Here is a 19,430-nt window from a genome sequence, read left to right on the forward strand (position 1 = left end):
GGTCATGGCAGGGGCCAGGCGTACGGCCCCGCCGGGTCGTCCAGCCACGCCCACGCGCGACCGCCGTCGACCGTGATCCCGTACCGCTGCCGGGGCGGCTGCCCCTCGCGCTCCCAGATCCCGTACGCCTCGTGCGGGTCGAGGCTGTCCGCCGTCAGGGTCAGCAGGAATCGGAACAGCTCGTGGCTCCTGGTCCGGCGCGGCAGCTCCGACAGGTCCACATCCGGGAGTTCGGGCCCGGGCCGGCCGCCGCGCAGGGGCACGAAGTAGGCGGGCGTGTGCAGGAACCGGCCCTCGGCGTACTCGGAGTCGCGCACCCGCAGCGCGATGAGGCCGGTGGCGAACGGCGCGAGGATCCGGGCGCCCGGGGCGCACTGGGCCAGCCAGGCGCGCGGGATCGTGCTGAGCGTGCAGGTCGCGATGATCCGGTCGAAGGGGGCGCGCTCCGGACAGCCGCGCGCCCCGTCGCCGGTGACGACGGTGGGATGGTGGCCGGCGAGGGCCAGGTGCCGCCGGGCGGACTCGGTGATCTCCGGGTCCAGGTCGACCGTGGTGACCTGCCCGTCGCCCAGCCGGTGCGAGAGCAGGGCCGCGTTGTAGCCGGTGCCCGCGCCGATCTCCAGGACCGCGTCGCCGTCCCGTACCGCCAGCTCGGCCAGCATCTTCGCCATCAGGGAGGGCTGGCTGCTGGACGAGAGCAGCTCGCCGTCGCGCACCCGGGTTGCCAGCGGGGCGTCCGCGTAGGCGCCGCGCACCCAGTTCTCGCGCCTGCGCGGGCTGGGGTCCTCGCCCCACCGGCGCTCGTAGCCGCCGCCGAGCGCGCCGACGTAGTAGTACGGCACGAAGAGGTGGCGCGGGACGCTTTCGAAGGCCTCCCGCCAGACCGGGTCCGTGGCCCAGGCCCCGCTCGCCTCGATCTCGCGCACCAGCGCCGCCCGCGCCGTGGCGGCGAGGTCGTCGAGACCGGGGTCGATGGCATGCGCGCCCATACCTCCACTGTGCTGCCGGACGGGCCGGGAGGCGAGCGCCGGGGACGACCGATCCGGAACCAGCCCTTCAAACAATCCGGAACCGGCCCTTCGATGATCCCGAACCGGCCCTCCGATTCCGGTGGTCCTAAGCCTTGAGTCCTCGGTCACCCCGTCTGAGACCATGGACGGTGTGCTGCATTCACCGGGGGACAAACCCCCGGACCCCCGGCCGAGACGACCAGGGGCTGACCGGAGCGACCTTTGTGAGGGCCAACTGACGTGAAAGAGATTCCGCGCGGCACGCTTCAGGAGCAGACCTTCTACGAGCAGGTCGGCGGCGAGGAGACCTTCCGGCGACTGGTGCACCGGTTCTACGAGGGTGTCGCCGAGGACCCGCTGCTGCGGCCCATGTATCCCGAGGAGGACCTGGGCCCGGCCGAGGAGCGCTTCACCCTGTTCCTGATCCAGTACTGGGGCGGCCCGACCACGTACAGCGAGAACCGCGGTCACCCCCGGCTGCGGATGCGGCACGCCCCGTTCGCGGTCGACCGCGCGGCGCACGACGCCTGGCTGAAGCACATGCGGGTCGCCGTCGACGAACTCGGCCTCTCCGAGGAGCACGAGCACACGCTGTGGAACTACCTGACGTACGCGGCGGCGTCGATGGTGAACACGGAGGGCTGAGCGCGGAGGGCTGGGCACGGAAGGCTGGGCACCGCCGGGCCGGACGCCCGCGCGGCCTGAAGCCGTCGGGGTGGACTCGGTCGCCGGCCCCCGTAGACGCGCGCATTCCGGTCGTACGTCGCCGGATTCCGGTCACGATCGGTCAAAGTCGGTTCTCAAGCGCTTACCCCGGGGCCGTCACCTCTGACAGCATCGCTCGAAGATCCGGAGTGACGGGGATTCCGGGATACGGCGGGGGGCCGGGTGACGGGGTTCGTCTTTTCGCGCGTGCGGGCACATCGACTGCTGCTGACCGCCGCGCTGCTCACCGTCGTGCTCACCACGGCGGTCCTCGCGACCCTCACCGCGTACTCCGGCGCGATCGGTGACGCCGCCCTGCGCCACTCGCTCCTCGACACCTCACGGGATGCCGGGCGCGAGGAGAGCGCGGCGGCCACGACGCTGATCGTCAAGGCCGACGTACCCCCGCAGGAACGCGCCGCCGCCGACAAGGCCGTACGGGAGGGCGCGCGGCGCACCTTCGACGGGCTGCCGGTGACGCTGCGGACGCTGACGCGGTCGGGGCCGTACGCGCTGCCGAGGTCGCTGCAGCCCTCCGCCGAACGCTCGGGCGATCCGGACCTCACACACTTCGCGGCGCTCGACCGGGCCCAGGTGCGGATGGTCTCGGGCCGCCGGCCCGGTGTCCCGGGGGACGACCGTGAGATCGAGGTGGCTCTTCCCGAGGCGGCCGCGCGGGAACTCGCGCTGAAGGCGGGCGCCCGGCTGACGCTCGTCGACCGGTTCGGCGGGCCAAAGGTCCGGATCCGGGTGACCGGGGTGTACCGGCCCGCGCGCGTCACCTCCCCCTACTGGCAGTTGGAGGACCTGCGCGGACGCGGGGTCAGCAGGCTGGACTTCACGACGTACGGGCCGCTGCTCGCCGATCCGACCGTGCTCGCGGCGGCGACGGGCGGTGGAAAGACGGGCGGGACGGACCGGACCGGCGTGACGGTGAGCGCCGGGCAGACCGGCTGGCTGGCGTCCGCCGACTTCTCCACGCTGACGACCGGGCGGATCGACGCTCTGCGGGACGCGGCGCGCTCCGGGCCCCGTTCGCTGCTCAAGTCCCCCGCGCTGCACGGCACCACGGCCGTCACGACATCGTTGCCGGAGGAACTGGACCGGGTCGAGCGGTCGTTGCTGGTCTCCCGTTCGACACTGCTGATCGTGGCGCTCCAGCTCTCGCTGCTCGCCGGGTACGCGCTGCTGCTCGTGGCCCGGCTGCTGAGTGTCGAACGGGCCGGTGAGACACGGCTGTTGCGGGCGCGTGGCGCCACGCGCGGGCGGGTGGCGTGGCTCGCCGCGCTGGAGGCGCTGCTGCTGGCGATCCCGGCCGCGGTGTGCGCACCGCTGCTCGCCGGGCCGTTGACGCGGCTGCTGGCCGGGCAGGGGGCCCTGTCGCGGATCGGGCTGCGGCTGGACACCTCGGTGACGGCCGGCGGTGTGTGGGTGGTGGCGGCCGGGGTGGCCCTCGGGTGCGCGCTGGCGGTGACCGTGCCCGCGCTGACCGGGGGTTCGGGAGGCGGCCGCGCCCAGGCACTGCCCGCGCCGGTACGGGCCGGTGCGGACGTGGGGCTGCTGGTGATCGCGGCGGTCGCGTACTGGCAGTTGAGCCGCCAGAACTCCGGTGCCGTCACCGACGACCGTTCGGGAACGCTCGGCATCGACCCGCTCCTCGTCTCCGCGCCCGCGCTCGCCCTGCTCGCCGGAACGGTGCTCACCCTGCGTCTGCTGCCTCCCGTCGCCCGTCTCGCCGAGCGGCGCGCGGCGAGCGGCCGGGGGCTGCCGACGGCGCTGGCGGGCTGGCAGTTCAGCCGCCGTCCGATGCGCGGCGCCGGGCCCGTCCTGCTGCTCGTCCTCGCCATCGCGATGGGCATGCTCGCGATCGGCCAGGGCGCGTCGTGGGACGGCTCGCAGGACGACCAGGCGGACTTCAGGGCCGGCACGTCCGTACGTGTGACGGGGGCGGGCGAGAGCGGACTGGGACAGGCTGGGATCTACTCGGCGGTCGACGGTGTGAGCGGGACGGCTCCCGCGATGCGTACGACGCTGCCGCTGTCCGGGAACCGGACCGCGACGGTGCTGGCGCTGGACACGGCGGACTCCGGGGGCGAGGACGGTTTGCTGATGCGCGGGGATCTGGCCCAGGAGCCGGTGGGCCGGATGCTGGCGGGGCTCGGGCCGAAGGGGGCCGCGTCGGCCGGCGCGGTGCTGCCGAAGGGGAGTACGCGTCTGGGGCTGGTGCTGCGGATCCGGGCGGAGGCCGCGCCGGGGAAGAAGGGTTCGGCCACTGAGGGGTCGGGCACCGGGGGTTCGGGCACTGAGGGGTCGGGTTCGGACACGGCGGGGTCAGGTTCGGGCTCGGGTTCGGGCTCGGGTTCGGGCTCGGGTTCGGGCTCGGGCTCGGCGGCGTTCCGCTCCGAGATGTCGGCCGACGTGGCGGTGACGCTGGAGGACCGGTACGGCACCCCGTACCGCGTTCCCGTCGGTGAACTGCCCGCCGACGGACGGGCCCACCGGCTCACCCTGGATCTGGCTAAGGCGGCCGAGGCCCCCGCCGGCCGGGCCGCCGAACCGCTGGCGCTGACCGGGATGCAGTTGGACATGCTCCAGCCGACGGGCCGCGCCGAGCGCCACCTGCTGTCCGTCGAGGAGTTGACGGCCACGGGAGCCGACGGCTCGGAGCAACGTCTTGAGCAGCCCCCGTCCTGGCTGGCGAAGTCCCGCAACAACAGCAGCACGGCGGATCCCGAGGCGGACTCCAGTCCGACCGCGGCGACCGTGAAGTCGGAGAAGCCGCTGACGGTCGGCTACGGCACCGGTTACGTACCCAGTGAATACGCCTGGGAGGTCTCGTCGTTGACGATCCGGCTGCGGGTGGACCGGCCCGACGTGCCCGAGGTCGCCGCGGTGGCGACGGACGGCTATCTGAAGGCCGCGGGCGCTCGCACGGGGCAACGGGTGGACGTGACCTTCGGCGGCTCGGCCGTACCGGTGCGGATCGTTGGGCGCGTACGCGCGCTGCCGACCACGCAGGACGCCGGTGGCGGGGACCCGTCCGGCGGGGCGCTGCTGGTCGATCTCCGGTCCGTGAACCGGGTGTTGGAGCAGCGGTACGGGGAGAGCATCGCGCCCAGCGAGTGGTGGCTGCGTACCGAGCCGGGGGCGGCGGCGCGGGTGGCGGCGGAGCTGCGCGAGCGGCCCGATGTCGAGCCGTCGCAGGTGGTCGTGCGCGACGAGGTCGCCGAACAGTTGCGGGACGACCCCTTCGGGGCCGGTCCCGAGGCGGCGTTCGCGGCGGCGTCCGTGGTCGCGGCGGCACTGGCGGCGGTCGGTTTCGCCGTGAGCACGGCGGGGTCGCTGCAGGCGCGCAGCGGTGAGTTCGCGCTGTTGCGTGCGCTGGGGGCGCCTCGACGTCAGCTCGCGCGGCTGGTCGCCGCCGAGCAGGGCGTGCTGATGGCGCTGGCGTTGGTGGTGGGCGTGGCGCTGGGGGCAGTTCTGACGCGGGCGGTGATTCCGTTGATCGTGCTGACGTCCGGGGCGAGCCGGCCGGTCCCGGAGGTGCTGGTGGAACTGCCGCTCGGCCAGGTCGTGTTCCTGCTGGCCGCCGTGGTGGTCGCGCCGCTGGCCGTCACCGCGGTGCTGGCGCTGCGGCGGGAGGACACGGCACCTTCGCTGCGGTCGATGAAGTCGCTCAACGGGCAGGACGGTGAGTGAGATGGGGCGTGATTCCGGCTCCGACGGACGTCCGGGCCTCCGGCAGCCCGGCTTGGACTCGGGCGGGCGTCCTGGCTTCCGGCGGCCCGGCTCCGACGGATTTCCAGGTTTCCGGCGATCCGGTTCCGGCGGACAACTTCCAGGCTTCCGGCAGCGGGACCACTCCGTCGCCCCCTGGATCCGTACCCGACTGCGCACAGCCCCCGGCGCCGCGGTCGCCCTCGCGCTCCTGGTGATGGCGACGGCCTGTCTGGCCGCGGCCTTCCCCCGTGCCGTCGAACGGTACGAGGACGCGGGCCTGCGCCGGGCCGTCGTGGACGCGACGGCGCCCAGGACCTCCCTTCAGGTGTACGCCCCGCAGCCCGGCACGTACATCCCGCAGTCGGAACGGGAGTCGGCCGTGAGCCCGGCCAGCATGCGCAAGGCGTACGAGCGGGTGCTGAACCTGGTGGAGCGGCCGCTCGCCGTCGACCCCGCGCAGTCCGTCTACGGCGTCCGCAACGTCAACAGCCTCGAAGCGGCGGAGACCTGGCTGCCGATGCCGAGCGGGCTGCCCGCGCAGATGTCGCTCGCCGCGCAGAGCGGACTCGCCGAGCACTCCAGGACGAGCGCGGGGCGCCTCCCGCGCGTCGAGGGCACGGTGTCCGCCGCGACCCGGGAGGTGGAGGCCGCGGTCACCACGGAAACGGCCAAGCGGCTCAACATCAAGGTGGGTTCGGTGATCCACGTGCCCGGCATGCAGCGCGACCCGCTCGCCGTGCGCATCACCGGCATCGTCTCCCCGCGCGATCCCGAGGGCGCGTACTGGACCACGCAGCCCCTCCTGCGCACCCCGTCCCTGATCCGGCCCCCCACACAGGGCGGCGAGCCGGAGACCTACTGGCTGGGCGCCCTGCTGCTGTCCCCGGACGCGGCCCCCGTGCTCCTCGGCACCCCGGGCGAACCCGCGCGCTACTGGCTGCTCACCCCGGACCCCACCGCGCTCACCGCGCACGACCTGTCCCGGCTGGGCAGCGCGGTCGCCTCGCTGGAATCGGGCCCGGGTCTGGTGAAGGTCCGCGACTCCACGGACGCGGACGCAGGTGTGAGCACCGACCTCGACGAGGTCCTCGCCTCGTACGCCGAACTCCGTTCCGGCGTACGGCCCCTGGTCTCCGTCGCCGCCTTCGGCACCGGTGCGGTCGCGGTCGTCGTCCTGCTGATGGCGGGCCGCCTCACCGCCGACCGCCGCCGCACCGAACTCGCCCTTCTGCGTGCCCGTGGCGCCTCGCTGCGCGGGCTCACGAGGCGGCTGCTCACCGAGACGGCGGTGGTCGCGCTGCCCGCGGGCGCGCTCGGCCTCGCGGGCGCGCTGCTCCTCGTCCCGTACGGCCGCGTGTCGTACGCCGTCGGGGCGGCCCTCGCCGTCACCCTCCTCGCCTGCGCCGCGCTGCCCGTGCGCGCCCTGGCCGCCCACCGGGTCGTAGGGGTGCACGGCGCACGCGAGGACCTGGCGTCCGTACGGCCCTCGCGGCGCCGCACCATCGCCGAACTCACGCTGCTCGTGCTGGCGTCGGCGGCGGTGCTCGCACTGCGCAGCCGGGGGACGTCGGGCACCTCCGACGAGGCACTCGGCTCCGGCGCCTCCGACAACCTGGGCAGCTCCGGCGACCAACTCGTCGCGATGGCCCCGGTGTTGATCGGTGTCATCGCCGCGCTCCTCCTGGTCCGGCTCTATCCGCTGCCGCTGCGCTGGCTGGCCCGTCCCGCAGGGCGGATGCGCGGCGCGATCGGCCATCTGTCGCTGGCCCGCGCGGGCCGTACCTCCGTCTCCACGGTGCTCCCGCTGCTCGCCCTGCTGACGGCGCTCACCACCGCCGCGTTCGGGGGTTCGGTCCTCGCGGGCGTCGCGGACGCGCGGGACCGGGCGGCCGTGCTCAACCTCGGCGCGGACGCCCGCGTCGAGGCGGAGGGCGCCCTCCCCGCCACCCTGCCTGAGCGGGTCCGCTCGGCACCCGGCGTACGGGAGGTCACGCCCCTGAGCATCGCGTACGAGGCCAAGCCGGGAGCGGGCGTGGAGTCGGTACCCCTGGCCGGGGTCGACCCCGAGGGCTACGCGCGGCTGGCCGACCGGACGGGTCTCGGGGCGTTCCCGGCGGGCGAGTTGAAGGCTTCTCCGGCCGGCGGCTCGGCGAAGTCCGGTGCCGAGGGCTCCGCGAAGTCCGGCGAAGGCAGCCCGTCAAAGTCCGGCTCCGGCGGCTCGGCGAAGGCCCCGACGCCGATTCCCGCCCTCGCCTCCTCCGCCGTCGCCGACCGCTACGGCACCCATCCCTTCTCGCTGCGGCTGTCGGACGGCAGCGACGTCACCGTCCGCATCACCCTCGTACGCGACCTGACCCCGGCCCTGCCGGGCACGGACTTCCTCATCGTGGACCGGGCAGGCCTCGGCACCGTCGCCGCGCGCCCGACCACACTCCTGGTCACGGGCGACCAGGTGAGCGGGGGCGCCCTCCGCAAGGCCGTCGCCGCCGGTACGGGGGCCGATGCGGATGCCACGGCCCGTGCCGACGTACGGCTGCGTTCGGAGGAGCGCGCGCGGTACGTCGACTCCCCTCTCCAGTCCGGCGCGGAACGCGTCTACGCGGCCGCGGTGGCGGCGGGCTCCGGATACGCCGTACTCGCGCTGCTGCTCGCCCTGGTGCGCGCCGCGCCCGAACGTGCCGCCCTGCTCGCCCGGCTGCGCACGATGGGCCTCACCCGGAGCCAAGGGCGCCGACTGCTCGTACTGGAGGCGTTGCCCCAGGCCCTCCTCGCCGCGGCGGGCGGCATCCTGACCGGCTGGGCGGCGGTCCGTCTGCTGGCGCCGGGCATCGACCTCACCTCCATCGCCCTCGCCACCCCCGGCGGCGCACCCCCGACCGGCACCGCCGCCCTGCACACGGACCCGGCGTCCCTGTTCCTGCCCGCCCTGACCGTCCTCCTGCTGGCCACCGGAATCGCGGCGGGCCAGGCCTGGTGGACGGGCCGACGCGGCTCGGTACGGGAGCTGAGGGCGGGGGACAGCCGATGACTCGCGACAACGGCGGATGCGTGCCCGTCACGACAGCCGGCAGCACCGGACATGCACCCGTGGCAACGGCCGAAATCGGCGGATGCGTGCCCACCACGACGACCGGCTTCGGCGGACAGGTGCCTTCCAGAACAGCCGGCTTCGGCGGACACGTGCCTTCCACGACGACCGGCTTCGGCGGACACGTGCCCTCCGCCACGGCCGGCACCGGCGCAGACAGGCTCTCCACGACAACTGGCACCGGCGGAGACGTGCCCTCCATGACGATCACCACGGGAGTCGCCCGATGACCACCACCGAGCCCACCGGCCCCAGCTTCGCCGACCTGGCCGAACGTGCCGCCGCCCGGCGCGACCGGCCCGCCTACGGTCACGACGCCCTGATCACCTGTGACCGGCTGGTGCGGATCTTCTCCGCGGACGGCGTCGAGGTCCAGGCGCTGCAGGGCCTCGATCTCCTCGTCCGGGAGGGCGAGTTGATGGCACTGGTGGGTGCGTCCGGCAGCGGCAAGTCGACCCTGATGAACATCCTGGCCGGCCTGGACACCCCCACCGCGGGCGCCGCCCGGGTCTCGGGCCACGACCTGCTGACCATGAACGCGAAGGACCGGCTCCGCTACCGCCGCGACACCGTCGGCTTCGTCTGGCAGCAGACGGCCCGCAATCTGCTGCCCTATCTGACGGCGGCCCAGAACGTCACCCTGCCGATGCAGCTCACCGGCGGCCGCAGGGGCCGCCGCGCCCAGTCCGAACGCGCCCTGGAACTCCTGGAGTTGCTGGGCGTCGCCGACTGCCGGGCCCGGCGCCCGTTCCAGATGTCCGGCGGTCAGCAGCAGCGCGTGGCCATCGCCGTGGCCCTGGCCAACGCCCCCGCGGTGCTCCTCGCCGACGAGCCCACCGGTGAACTCGACTCGCACACCGCCGAGCAGATCTTCGCCGCCTTCCGCACGGCGAACGAGCACCTCGGCACCACCGTCGTCATCGTCACGCACGACCAGGCGGTCGCGGGCGAGGTCCGCCGTACGGTCGCCATCCGCGACGGCCGCACCTCCACGGAGGTCCTGCGCCGGACCGAGGTCGACGCCACGACCGGCCACGAGACGGTGGTGGCCCGTGAATACGCGATGCTCGACCGCGCGGGTCGGCTGCAACTCCCCGCCGAGTACACCGAGGCCCTCGGCATGCGCGACCGCGTCGCCCTGGAACTGGAACCGGACCACATCGGCGTATGGCCGGACGACAGCGAGCACGGCTGACGAACGGCCGGGGCAGGACGCTCAGCGAACGCTGACGTCCAGCGCCCCGAGTCCCGCCCTGCGTACGGCGATCGACCCGTACGGCGTACGCAGCCTGAGCCACGCGCCCGAAGAGAGCAGCCGCAGTACGGCGTCGGGCCCGGCCTCGTTCGGGGTCGCCGCCGGGTTCGTGGCCGTGGCCACCGCCGCGTTCGTGGCCGTGGTCGCGGCCGGGCGCGCGGGCCGCAGGAATCCCAGCGACTGGGCGGCGTGCGCGGCCCGTACGGGGAGTTCGGTGTCGCCGACCGGCCGGGACCAGATCTCCCGCCCGATCCGGTCGAGCGCACTCCGCGTACGTCCCTCGGGGGCCAACTCGTCGATGCGCGAACGGAATTCGGCGACGGCCCCGGCCACCATGGTCCGCACCGCGTCGGGCCCCGGCAGCCCCGGCTCGGACCGCCAGCCCCCGCGGGGCGGCAGCACCCCGGCCCACGGCGGGCCGGTGACGGCGGCGGGCACGGCCGCGGTGGCCGCCGACTCGTCGAGGGACTCCAGGAGTTCACCGGCGGAGACGGTCACGTCGAGCGAGAGGTCGAGCCCGTTCTCGTACGGCTTGTCGAGGCGTGCCGTACGGATCGCGAGCACCTCGAACGACGGTGGCCGGCCGAACACCGCGAGCGTCGTCCCCGACGCCTGCAGCCGCACCGCGGCCGCGCGGTCGTAGTGGATCAGCCGGGCCAGGAAGGCGGCGAGATCCGCCGCCTCCCCCTCGTCGGCGAGGTGCAGGGCAGTCATGCCGCGACGGCCCCCGCAGGGTCGTCCTCGTCGTCCGCGTACTCCGCGAGGAACTCCCGCTCCTCGGCGGTGAGTCGGCGCGGACGCTGCGCCTCGAAGTCGAACGGCACTATGACCGTCTGGGCCCGGACGTACACCTGCTCCGGGTCCTTGACCTCGTAGGCGATGGTGAACGACGCCGCCCTTATCCGCGTGACCCACAGCTCGATGTCCACCGGTGTGTGCCGGTGGACCAACTGCTGCTTGTAGTCGATCTCATGGCGTGCCACCACGGACCCCTGCTGAAAATCCTTGTCCGGGCGGAACAGGAAATCGATACGCGCCTCCTCCAGATAGCGGAGGAAGACCACGTTGTTGATGTGGCCGTACGCGTCCATGTCCGCCCAGCGCAGCGGGCAGCGGTAGATGTGCCGCAAGAGATCAGCCCCGAGTCAGCTTCTTGTAGGTGGCACGGTGCGGACGTGCGGCGTCCGGTCCGAGCCGCTCCACCTTGTTCTTCTCGTACGACTCGAAGTTGCCCTCGAACCAGTACCACCTCGACTCGCCCTCGTAGGCGAGGATGTGCGTCGCGACCCGGTCCAGGAACCAGCGGTCGTGGGAGATGACCACGGCCGCACCCGGGAACTCCAGGAGCGCGTTCTCCAGCGAGGACAGGGTCTCGACGTCCAGGTCGTTCGTCGGCTCGTCGAGGAGCAGCAGGTTGCCGCCCTCCTTGAGGGTGAGAGCAAGGTTCAACCGGTTGCGCTCACCACCGGAGAGGACACCGGCGGGCTTCTGCTGGTCCGGGCCCTTGAAGCCGAAGGCGGACACGTAGGCCCGCGACGGCATCTCGACCTGACCGACGTTGATGTAGTCGAGCTCGTCGGAGACGACGGCCCACAGCGACTTCTTGGGGTCGATGTTGGCGCGGCTCTGGTCGACGTAACTGATCTTGACGGTGTCGCCGACCTTGATCGCACCGGCGTCCGGGGTCTCAAGGCCCTGGATCATCTTGAAGAGCGTGGTCTTGCCGGCGCCGTTGGGACCGATGACCCCGACGATCCCGTTGCGCGGCAGCGTGAAGCTCAGGTCGTCGATGAGGACCTTGTCGCCGAACGCCTTGGAAAGGTTCTGGACCTCGACGACGATGGACCCCAGACGCGGGCCCGGCGGGATCTGGATCTCCTCGAAGTCCAGCTTCCGCATCTTGTCGGCCTCGGCTGCCATCTCCTCGTAACGGGCGAGGCGCGCCTTGGACTTGGTCTGGCGGCCCTTGGCGTTGGACCGGACCCACTCCAGCTCTTCCTTGAGACGCTTCTGACGCTTCTCGTCCTTGCGGCCCTCGACCTTGAGCCGGGCGGACTTCTTGTCGAGGTACGTGGAGTAGTTGCCCTCGTAGGCAATCGCACGGCCGCGGTCCAGCTCGAGGATCCACTCGGCGACGTTGTTCAGGAAGTACCGGTCGTGAGTGACGGCGATGACGCAGCCGGCGTACTTCGAGAGGTGCTGCTCCAGCCAGTTCACCGACTCGGCGTCGAGGTGGTTGGTGGGCTCGTCGAGGAGGAGCAGGTCCGGGGCCTCGATCAGCAGCTTGCAGAGCGCGACGCGGCGCTTCTCACCACCGGAGAGGTTGACGACCGGCCAGTCGCCGGGCGGGCAGCCCAGCGCGTCCATGGCCTGCTCCAGCTGGGCGTCGAGGTCCCAGGCGTTGGAGTGGTCCAGGTCCTCCTGGAGCTTGCCCATCTCGTCCATCAGCGCGTCCGAGTAGTCGGTCGCCATCAGCTCGGCGACCTCGTTGAAGCGCTTGAGCTTGCCCATGAGCTCGGCGGCACCGTCCTGGACGTTCTCCAGAACCGTCTTGGTCTCGTCCAGCTCCGGCTCCTGCATGAGGATGCCGACGCTGTAACCGGGCGTCAGGAACGCGTCACCGTTCGACGGCTGCTCGAGCCCCGCCATGATCTTCAGCACGGTCGACTTACCGGCACCGTTCGGCCCGACCACACCGATCTTCGCGCCTGGCAGGAAGTTCAGGGTGACATCATCAAGAATCACCTTGTCGCCGTGCGCCTTGCGCGTCTTGCGCATGGTGTAAATGAACTCAGCCAAGAGAAACCGTCCGGACGCTTGAAATCGGCAGTGGGCAGATACACCCCATCTTGCCGTACCGCCACCCCTCGAAGGAAACCCGTTCGGGTCGGCGGCCGGCGACCGGACACCACCCGGCCGATCCCGTAACCGCGCCGCCACCTACCGTCACCATCCGTCGCCGCGGGCCGGGGCCGCATACGCATGGGGACCGGGCGGGGACGGGGACGGCACCGCTCGGCGAGTCAGCGAGCGGTTACCCACTGTCCAGTTGTCAAGGAGCCGTCTTCGTGCCGCTTCGTGCCGTCTTCTTCGTTGGTTCAGTCCTGCCCAGGGGTCTTCTTCGTGCGGACGAAGAGCACCGCCGCGCCGCCGATCACGACCAGGCCGATCGCGATCCCCGCTATCACCGGGGTGGAGCTGGAGGCGCCGGTCTCGGCGAGGTCGACCGTGGTGGCGGAGGTGCCGCCCACCGTGGCCGGGCTGGGGTCGCTCAGGGTCTGGGTCGTCTCGCCGGCCGTACTGCTCTGCGTCCGGCAGTCGAGTACGCCCTTGAACCGCTTCTCGTAGCCGTTCGGTCCCTTGATCGTGAAGTCGTACGCCTGGTCCTCCTGCAGCGGGATCGTCACGGTCTGCGACTCACCTGCCGGGATGGTGTGCTCGACGCCCATCAGCTCGAAGGTGAACGCCTCGTCGCCCTCGTTGGCCGCCGTGATGTCCACGCCCCCCTTGGCGCAGTTCTTCTCGGCCGACAGCGCGGGTATCGCGCCGGTCTTCGCCCAGTTCGCGGTGGCCGTCGCCGAGACCGTCGACTCGCTGGAGCCGGCGAGGATCTGCGTCTGGCTCCTGGTCTCGGAGGCGAAGGCCCGGCCGACCGGGACGGTGGTCGAGGCCTGCACCGTCAGCGCGGCCGAACCGTCCGCGGTGTCCTCGGGGACATCGAAGAACAACTGACCGCCGTCGGCCGCGGACGTGATCTCCTGGCCGTCCTTGTCGACGACCAGCACTCCGCTGGTCGCGTCGGCGGGCGGCGTCACCGTCACGCTGTCCGCGTTGGTGTGCACGGTGACCGGGCCGAGCAGCTCACCGGCGTGACCGGAGACCGCGGGCGGGTCCAGGGTCAGCGAGGCCTCGGGCTCCGCGAGGTTGCGCGCGTTGCGCTGCAGATAGTCGGCGAGCTTCTCCGCCTGCGGGTCGACGGCGTCCACGTCGGCGCCGTCCGAGTACCGCCAGATCGCGACCTGCGTGCCGGCCGCCGCGTCCTGCTCGGTGAGACCGCTCGCGCCCGCCTTGGCGGCCAGCGCGGCGAGGTCGTTCACCTGCGGGTAGGAGTTCTGCAGGATCCAGCGGATGCGGCCCGCGTCGGGGTTGCCGTTCAGTGACGTGCCGCTCCAGGGCGTCTCCTGGTACTTGGCGTCCATCTGCGTCGGGTTGTGGAGGTCGACGCAGTAGGTCTGCAGGGTGCCGCCGTTGTCGACGGACATCTCGAACAGCCCCGCGGGCACCTGCTTGTCCTCGCCGTTCTCGTGGATGACGGCGGTCCCGGACGTCTTCAGCTCACCTATGGTGGCGGTCGCGCCGCCCCAGCTCAGGGGGAGTTCGTCGGCGGCGGCCGTGCCCGCGGCCGTCAGAGCGCTCACGGCGGCGAGTCCGGACACCAGCGCCGCCGCGGCGAGCCGGGCGGCGCCCCGCCCGCGCACGGACGACGCAGAGAACGAAGAAAGCACAGAATTCCCCTTCGAGCAGGACCCGTTGACGTGGGGGGTTACGGTCCCACCAGCAGAATCAGAAGCCCCGAGAGCTATGCCCGGCATCCTAAGGACGGGGCGCACCTCTCTCCCCGGTCATGACATCGGACAAGCGATCCGACTCGGAATCGTTATCGCCGGGATGAGGTGTGAGCTGGGCTTATCGACAAATCCATGGGGACCGTTCGGAGCACATTCGCCGATAAGCCGCACTTCGGTCGGACGGTGAATCCAGCACCAGGTGTGCGCCTGGTATGTACCTGATGTCACGTCACCAGAGCCGGTTCCTGTTGCTGTTGCTGTTGCTGTTGAGGGGGCTCGGCCGCCTGAGCCGTCGGCTCCGTCTCCCAGCTCGGCTCCGGCCTGGCCGGCGTCTCTGACGGCGTCTCACCCTTGTGGGCCCGCCGGAACGCCGCGGTTCCGCGCGCCAGATCGTGGCCGATCGCCGTGGCCTCGATGTCCGCGCCCGTCCGCGACTGCCCGTCACGCTGCTCGGTGCGGATCTTCAGCCTCCCCCGCACCACGAGCGGCTCGCCCACGGAGACTGAGGCCTGCACATTCGTCGCGAGCGCCCGGTTGGCCCACACCGTGAAGAAGTTGGTGTGCCCGTCCGTCCAGGTGTTCTTCTCGCGGTCCCAGTACCGCTGCGTCACCGCCAGCCGGAACCTCGCCGACGCGCCCATCGCCGTCTCCCGGAACACCGGTTGCGTCGCCACGTTCCCCACCACACACACCGTCGTCTCGTTCATCGCGGAATCCCTCCCTGCCCACGCCGACGGGCCCGTCCCGTACGGCTGCGTCCGGTGCGGCGACCGCGATGTGATCGCGTCGTGATCGCCGCGGTTCCAGACTGCCTCCGCCGGCCCGAGCCCGCTGAGCACTGTGGGTTACCGCCCGGTTGTGGACAACTCCGCCACCCGAACGAGCGCTTCACCCCGCCAATGCCTGTCCGACGGTTCCCTCCCCAGCCTCGCGAACCGTCAGCCGGGCCCTAGACGCCGACCCCCGTGACCCGCAGGTACTGCTCGCGCACCTCCCGGTACCTCAGCAGCTCCGCCGCCAGCGGATCGAGGACCCGGGCCCGGCCGCACCCCGACGCCGCCTCCCGCAGCCGCCGTTCCGCCTCCAGCCCGTACCGCCGCGCCGGCCCGCGCGCCGCCAGCCGGCAGGCCCACTCGACACCCGGTCCGCCCACGATGCCGATCACCATCAGCAGCACCGGCACCCCGAGATTCGGCGACATGAAGCCGACAACCTGCCCCAGCAGCCAGAGCCCGCCGACGGCCTGGAGGATCGTCATGGCCGCCTGGGCCAGTACGGCGACCGGCCACCAGCCGGGCCGCGGCGGCCGTCCGACCGGCGCACCGGCTCGTAGGGCCAGCTCGTCGAGCGCCTCGCACAACCCCTGTGACCCTCGTACGGCCGCCTCGCGCACCGCCTGTGCCCAGGGCGTGGGCAGTCCGCCGGCGGCCTGCTCGGCGACCGTACGGACCGCCTGCTCGACACGCTGACGTGCCGTGGCCTCCTCGTCGGCGTGGGTCCGTACGGACAGGCGCCCGGTCGGTGGTTCGCGCCGGTCCTGGTACCAGCGCCACAGTCGCAGCCAGGGCGTGCCGCACGCGCGGTTGGCGTTGCGGCGCCACGCGCGCTCGGCGGCCTCGCCCGCGGCCGTCGCGCCGACCGCGTCCGCCAGCCGGTCGGCGAACTCGTCGCGCGCCTCCTCGGTGAGCCCGGCCTGCCGCCGGTTCGCGTAGACCGGCCACAGACGGGCCGCGGCCGCGTCGACGTCGGCGGAGATCCGGCGCGCCGCGGCTCCCCGCTCGGCCACGAAGTGACCGAGCACCTCGCGCAGTTCCGGGACGCCGTCCCCGGTGAGCGCGGACAGCGAGAGGACGGTCGCGCCCGGCTCGCCGTACTCGCCGAGCGCGATCCCGTCCTCGTCGAGCAGCCGCCGCAGGTCGTCGAGGACCTGGTCGGCGGCCTCCCCGGGCAGCCGGTCGACCTGGTTGAGGACTACGAAGGTGACCTCCGCGTGTCCCGCCATGGGCCGCAGATAGCGCTCGTGCAGCACGGCGTCGGCGTACTTCTCCGGGTCGACGACCCAGATGACGGCGTCGACGAGCGCCAGGATGCGGTCCACCTGTTCGCGGTGCTGGACGGCCGCGGAGTCGTGGTCGGGCAGATCCACCAGGACGAGCCCGCGCAACTGCGCCTCGGCCTCAGCGCTCTGCAGCGGTCGCCGTCGCAGCCGCCCTGGGATGCCGAGCCGGTCGATGAGACTCGCCGCGCCGTCGCTCCAGCTGCACGCGATGGGCGCGGCGGTGGTCGGCCTGCGTACGCCGGTCTCCGAAATGGCCACTCCGGCGAGCGCGTTGAAGAGCTGCGACTTGCCGCTTCCGGTGGCGCCCGCGATGGCGACCACGGTGTGCTGTCCGGAGAGCCTGCGGCGCGCCGTGGCCTCGTCCAGGACCTGTCCCGCCTCGGCCAGCGTCCTGCTGTCGAGGCGGGTGCGGGAGAGCCCCACCAGTTCACGCAGCGCGTCGAGACGGGACCGTAGCGACCCGTCGTACGCGAGAGGGGTCACCACGGGTGGCCTGCTGTCCACGACTGCCTCCTTCACGGGCCTGGCCTGTCCCTCCGCCGTGGGGGACACGCGCCGCGCGATCAGCCCGTCGTCCCAGGAGACGCCGGAGTCCGCGGCGTCGGCGGCATCCGCGCCGGCCGCGCGGCCCTTGCTGCCTGTGCCGTCGATGCCGTCCGCGTCGTCCGTGCCGCCCCCGGAAGCGGGCTTCTCGGGGTAGTCGTCGATCTCCACGCGCACGAGCCCGAACATGCGGCTCTCCGAACGGACACCTGCCTTGCCGAAGTCCTTCTTGCCGACGTCCTTCTTGCCGGGGTCCTTCTTGCCTGGGTCCAACCTGCCGAAGTCCTTCTTGCCGAGGGTCTTCCTGCCAGGGTCCTTCTCGGGGGCGTCCTTGCGGTCGGTCACGAAATCGTCCTCCACGCGCGCGTGCCCAATGCCCTCACGCCCCTCGTCGTCTCCGGGGTGATCGGCGTGATCCGTGTGGTCCGTGACGGCGGTCACCACGATCACCTCTCCTTCTGCAGTACGGACAGCGCGGCGATGAGTTCGGCCTGGGGTTCGGGGTGTACGTCGAGTGCGTCGAGCGGCGCGAGCCGCCGCTCCCGTTCGGTGTGCAGGGTCTTGTCGAGGTAGTCGCTGAGCAGTCGCCCGCCCTTGTCGCGCAGCCGCAGGGCACCGTGGGCCCCGATCCGCTCGGCGAGTCCTTCGCCCGCGGACCGCGCCCGACGGCCGCCCAGGAGCGCGGTGGCGACCAGCGCCGCCACCACCTCGGGGTCCGGCGCGACGCTCTTCTCCAGCGCACGCACCTCCTCCTCGGCGTACTCCTCGAGGATCCGCCGCCAGCGCCGTACGGCCATCCCGATGCGGTGCTCGGCGCTCTCCAGGGTCGGATCACGGTCCGTCAGCCCCGGCGCGGCCGCGCCGGGTTCGCGGCGCCAGGCCTCGTCGATGCGCTCGTCGGCGGCGGTGACGGCGCACAGCAGCAGTGCGGCCAGGCTCTCGGCGAGCGCGTCGAGCAGTTCGCCGGCGGTGCAGTCCAGCGGATAGCTGCGCCACCGTTTGAGCGCGTCACCGGCGAGCACGGCCCCGGCCTGCAAACGGCCCCGTACGCGCGCGTGCTCGCTGTCGTACGCCCCGTCGACGGCCGCGGTGAGCCGCAGGGCGGCGGCGTACTGCGCGGCCGCCGCACCGGCCAGCTCGGGCATCCTCGTCTTCAGCGAGTCGAGCACCCCGTACGCCGTGCGTGCCATCGCCTGCTGTCGGGCTCCCGGATCCTCCACCTGTTCCGTGAGCCAGGCGAGCAGGGGCGCCACCGCGGTGGCCGGAAGCAGCCCCCCACCCCATGCCGACTCGGGCAACTCGGGCACGGTGAAGCGGGGTACGTCGCCGAGTCCCGCCTTGGCGAGGAGCGCGCCGTACTGACGCGACACCTCCGAGACGACCTGGTGGGGCACCCGGTCGAGGACCGTGACGAGCGTCGCGTCGTGTTCCTTCGCGGTACGCAGCAGATGCCAGGGCACCGCATCCGCGTACCGGGCGGCCGTGGTGACCATCACCCAGATGTCGGCCGCGCAGATCAGTTCGGCGGCGAGCACCCTGTTGTCGGCCACGAGGGAGTCGATGTCGGGCGCGTCCAGGAGGGCGAGCCCGCGCGGGAGGGTGTCGGCGGTCTCGATGCGCAGCACGCGCCCGTCGTCCTCACCCGGCAGCAGCGGATCGTCCAGGGCGTCCTGTTGGGGCACCCACACGCGCGTGAGGTCGGGCAGTACGCGCATGCCGCTGAACCAGTGATGGTCCTCCGGGTGGCACACGAGCACCGGAGTGCGGGTCGTGGGCCGCAGTACCCCGGCTTCACTGACCCGCCGCCCCACAAGGGAGTTGACCAGTGTGGACTTGCCCGCCCCCGTCGATCCTCCGATCACGGCGAGCAAGGGTGCTTCGGGTTCTCTCAACCGGGGCACGAGATAGTCGTCGAGTTGCGCGAGCAGTTCGTCGCGGTTGGCACGCGCGCGTGGAGCCCCCGCCAGGGGCAGCGGGAAGCGTGCGGCGGCGACACGGTCGCGCAGGGCGGAAAGTGCGTCGAGCAGCTGAGGCCGTACGTCCAAGGTCACCACATGCGAAGAATGCCCAATTTTGGAGGCTTTCTGAAGCATATGAGCATGCCTGCGCGCCGATCGGACATACGAGGCGGAAGGGACGCATGGGGCGCAGGCATAACGAGTGCACAACACCCGGGGCGTGAGACGCCAAAAGCGATGCACGATTCGCACCTGCCTGCGATTATCAGGACCGCTTCACTGAACCTCCACATCGAGCCACGGAGGCGAAGCACCAAGGACAGGGACCCGGGCGCTCTATCCTTGTCCCCGGCAAGGTCACGGACCCGCCCACACCCGGGCACCAGCACCACAGGCCACCACACCCGGCCCCCGTAGCTCAGTGGATAGAGCAGGCGCCTTCTAAGCGCTTGGCCGCAGGTTCGAGTCCTGCCGGGGGCGCTCACCCACTATGACCAGCGGAAACGCTGGTCTTCTTCATGTCC

Annotated in this window: 12 protein-coding genes and 1 tRNA gene; 5 read left to right on the forward strand and 8 right to left on the reverse strand. The window is 72.2% G+C overall.

The features are described 5' to 3' along the window. Positions 1-2: 2 nt before the first annotated feature. Positions 3-989, reverse strand: coding sequence for a methyltransferase domain-containing protein (locus ACIBEI_RS31325; protein ID WP_398893572.1), 987 nt, complete (start codon positions 987-989; stop codon positions 3-5). Positions 990-1,250: 261 nt separating this feature from the next. Between ACIBEI_RS31325 and ACIBEI_RS31330 the strand changes: the two genes are divergently transcribed. The 4 genes from ACIBEI_RS31330 to ACIBEI_RS31345 all read left to right on the forward strand — a co-directional run bounded on the left by ACIBEI_RS31330 (position 1,251) and on the right by ACIBEI_RS31345 (position 9,718). After that, entirely contained in the window at positions 1,251-1,655 is a 405-nt protein-coding gene (locus tag ACIBEI_RS31330; protein ID WP_055611684.1) for a globin, read from the forward strand. Between the two features lie 267 nt (positions 1,656-1,922). Next, on the forward strand, positions 1,923-5,414 hold the full coding sequence (locus ACIBEI_RS31335; RefSeq protein ID WP_398893573.1) for an FtsX-like permease family protein: 3,492 nt from the start codon (positions 1,923-1,925) through the stop codon (positions 5,412-5,414). A gap of 1 nt (position 5,415) precedes the next feature. Then, entirely contained in the window at positions 5,416-8,463 is a 3,048-nt protein-coding gene (locus tag ACIBEI_RS31340; RefSeq protein WP_398893574.1) for an FtsX-like permease family protein, read from the forward strand. 286 nt (positions 8,464-8,749) lie between these two features. Beyond that, positions 8,750-9,718 (forward strand): ABC transporter ATP-binding protein, encoded by a 969-nt coding sequence (locus tag ACIBEI_RS31345; RefSeq protein WP_398893575.1) that lies wholly within the window; start codon positions 8,750-8,752, stop codon positions 9,716-9,718. A gap of 21 nt (positions 9,719-9,739) precedes the next feature. On the opposite strand, the gene ACIBEI_RS31350 is transcribed toward ACIBEI_RS31345, so the two are convergent. From ACIBEI_RS31350 to ACIBEI_RS31380, 7 genes are all read right to left on the reverse strand, one after another. After that, positions 9,740-10,492 (reverse strand): hypothetical protein, encoded by a 753-nt coding sequence (locus ACIBEI_RS31350; protein ID WP_398893576.1) that lies wholly within the window; start codon positions 10,490-10,492, stop codon positions 9,740-9,742. Beyond that, positions 10,489-10,908, reverse strand: coding sequence for an acyl-CoA thioesterase (locus ACIBEI_RS31355; protein ID WP_398893577.1), 420 nt, complete (start codon positions 10,906-10,908; stop codon positions 10,489-10,491). The genes ACIBEI_RS31350 and ACIBEI_RS31355 overlap by 4 nt, the downstream gene beginning before the upstream one ends. 4 nt (positions 10,909-10,912) lie before the next feature. Beyond that, the gene (gene ettA, locus ACIBEI_RS31360; protein ID WP_398893578.1) at positions 10,913-12,577 is read right to left on the reverse strand and encodes an energy-dependent translational throttle protein EttA; all 1,665 of its coding nucleotides are present in this window, start codon (positions 12,575-12,577) and stop codon (positions 10,913-10,915) included. A 299-nt stretch (positions 12,578-12,876) separates the two neighbouring features. Beyond that, on the reverse strand, positions 12,877-14,283 hold the full coding sequence (locus ACIBEI_RS31365; RefSeq protein ID WP_398893579.1) for a TQXA domain-containing protein: 1,407 nt from the start codon (positions 14,281-14,283) through the stop codon (positions 12,877-12,879). A gap of 287 nt (positions 14,284-14,570) precedes the next feature. Then, on the reverse strand, positions 14,571-15,053 hold the full coding sequence (locus ACIBEI_RS31370) for a single-stranded DNA-binding protein (RefSeq protein ID WP_398893580.1): 483 nt from the start codon (positions 15,051-15,053) through the stop codon (positions 14,571-14,573). Positions 15,054-15,295: 242 nt separating this feature from the next. Further along, the gene (locus ACIBEI_RS31375; protein ID WP_398893658.1) at positions 15,296-17,389 is read right to left on the reverse strand and encodes a GTPase; all 2,094 of its coding nucleotides are present in this window, start codon (positions 17,387-17,389) and stop codon (positions 15,296-15,298) included. Positions 17,390-17,394: 5 nt separating this feature from the next. Further along, a complete protein-coding gene (locus ACIBEI_RS31380) occupies positions 17,395-19,002 on the reverse strand; it encodes a dynamin family protein (protein WP_362079666.1) in 1,608 nt (535 codons plus the stop codon). Between the two features lie 311 nt (positions 19,003-19,313). Here ACIBEI_RS31380 and ACIBEI_RS31385 point away from each other — a divergent pair. Further along, positions 19,314-19,386 (forward strand) — tRNA-Arg (locus ACIBEI_RS31385). The last annotated feature ends 44 nt before the right edge of the window (positions 19,387-19,430 follow it).

The sequence above is a fragment of the Streptomyces sp. NPDC050988 genome (assembly GCF_044456225.1).
Taxonomy (GTDB): domain Bacteria; phylum Actinomycetota; class Actinomycetes; order Streptomycetales; family Streptomycetaceae; genus Streptomyces.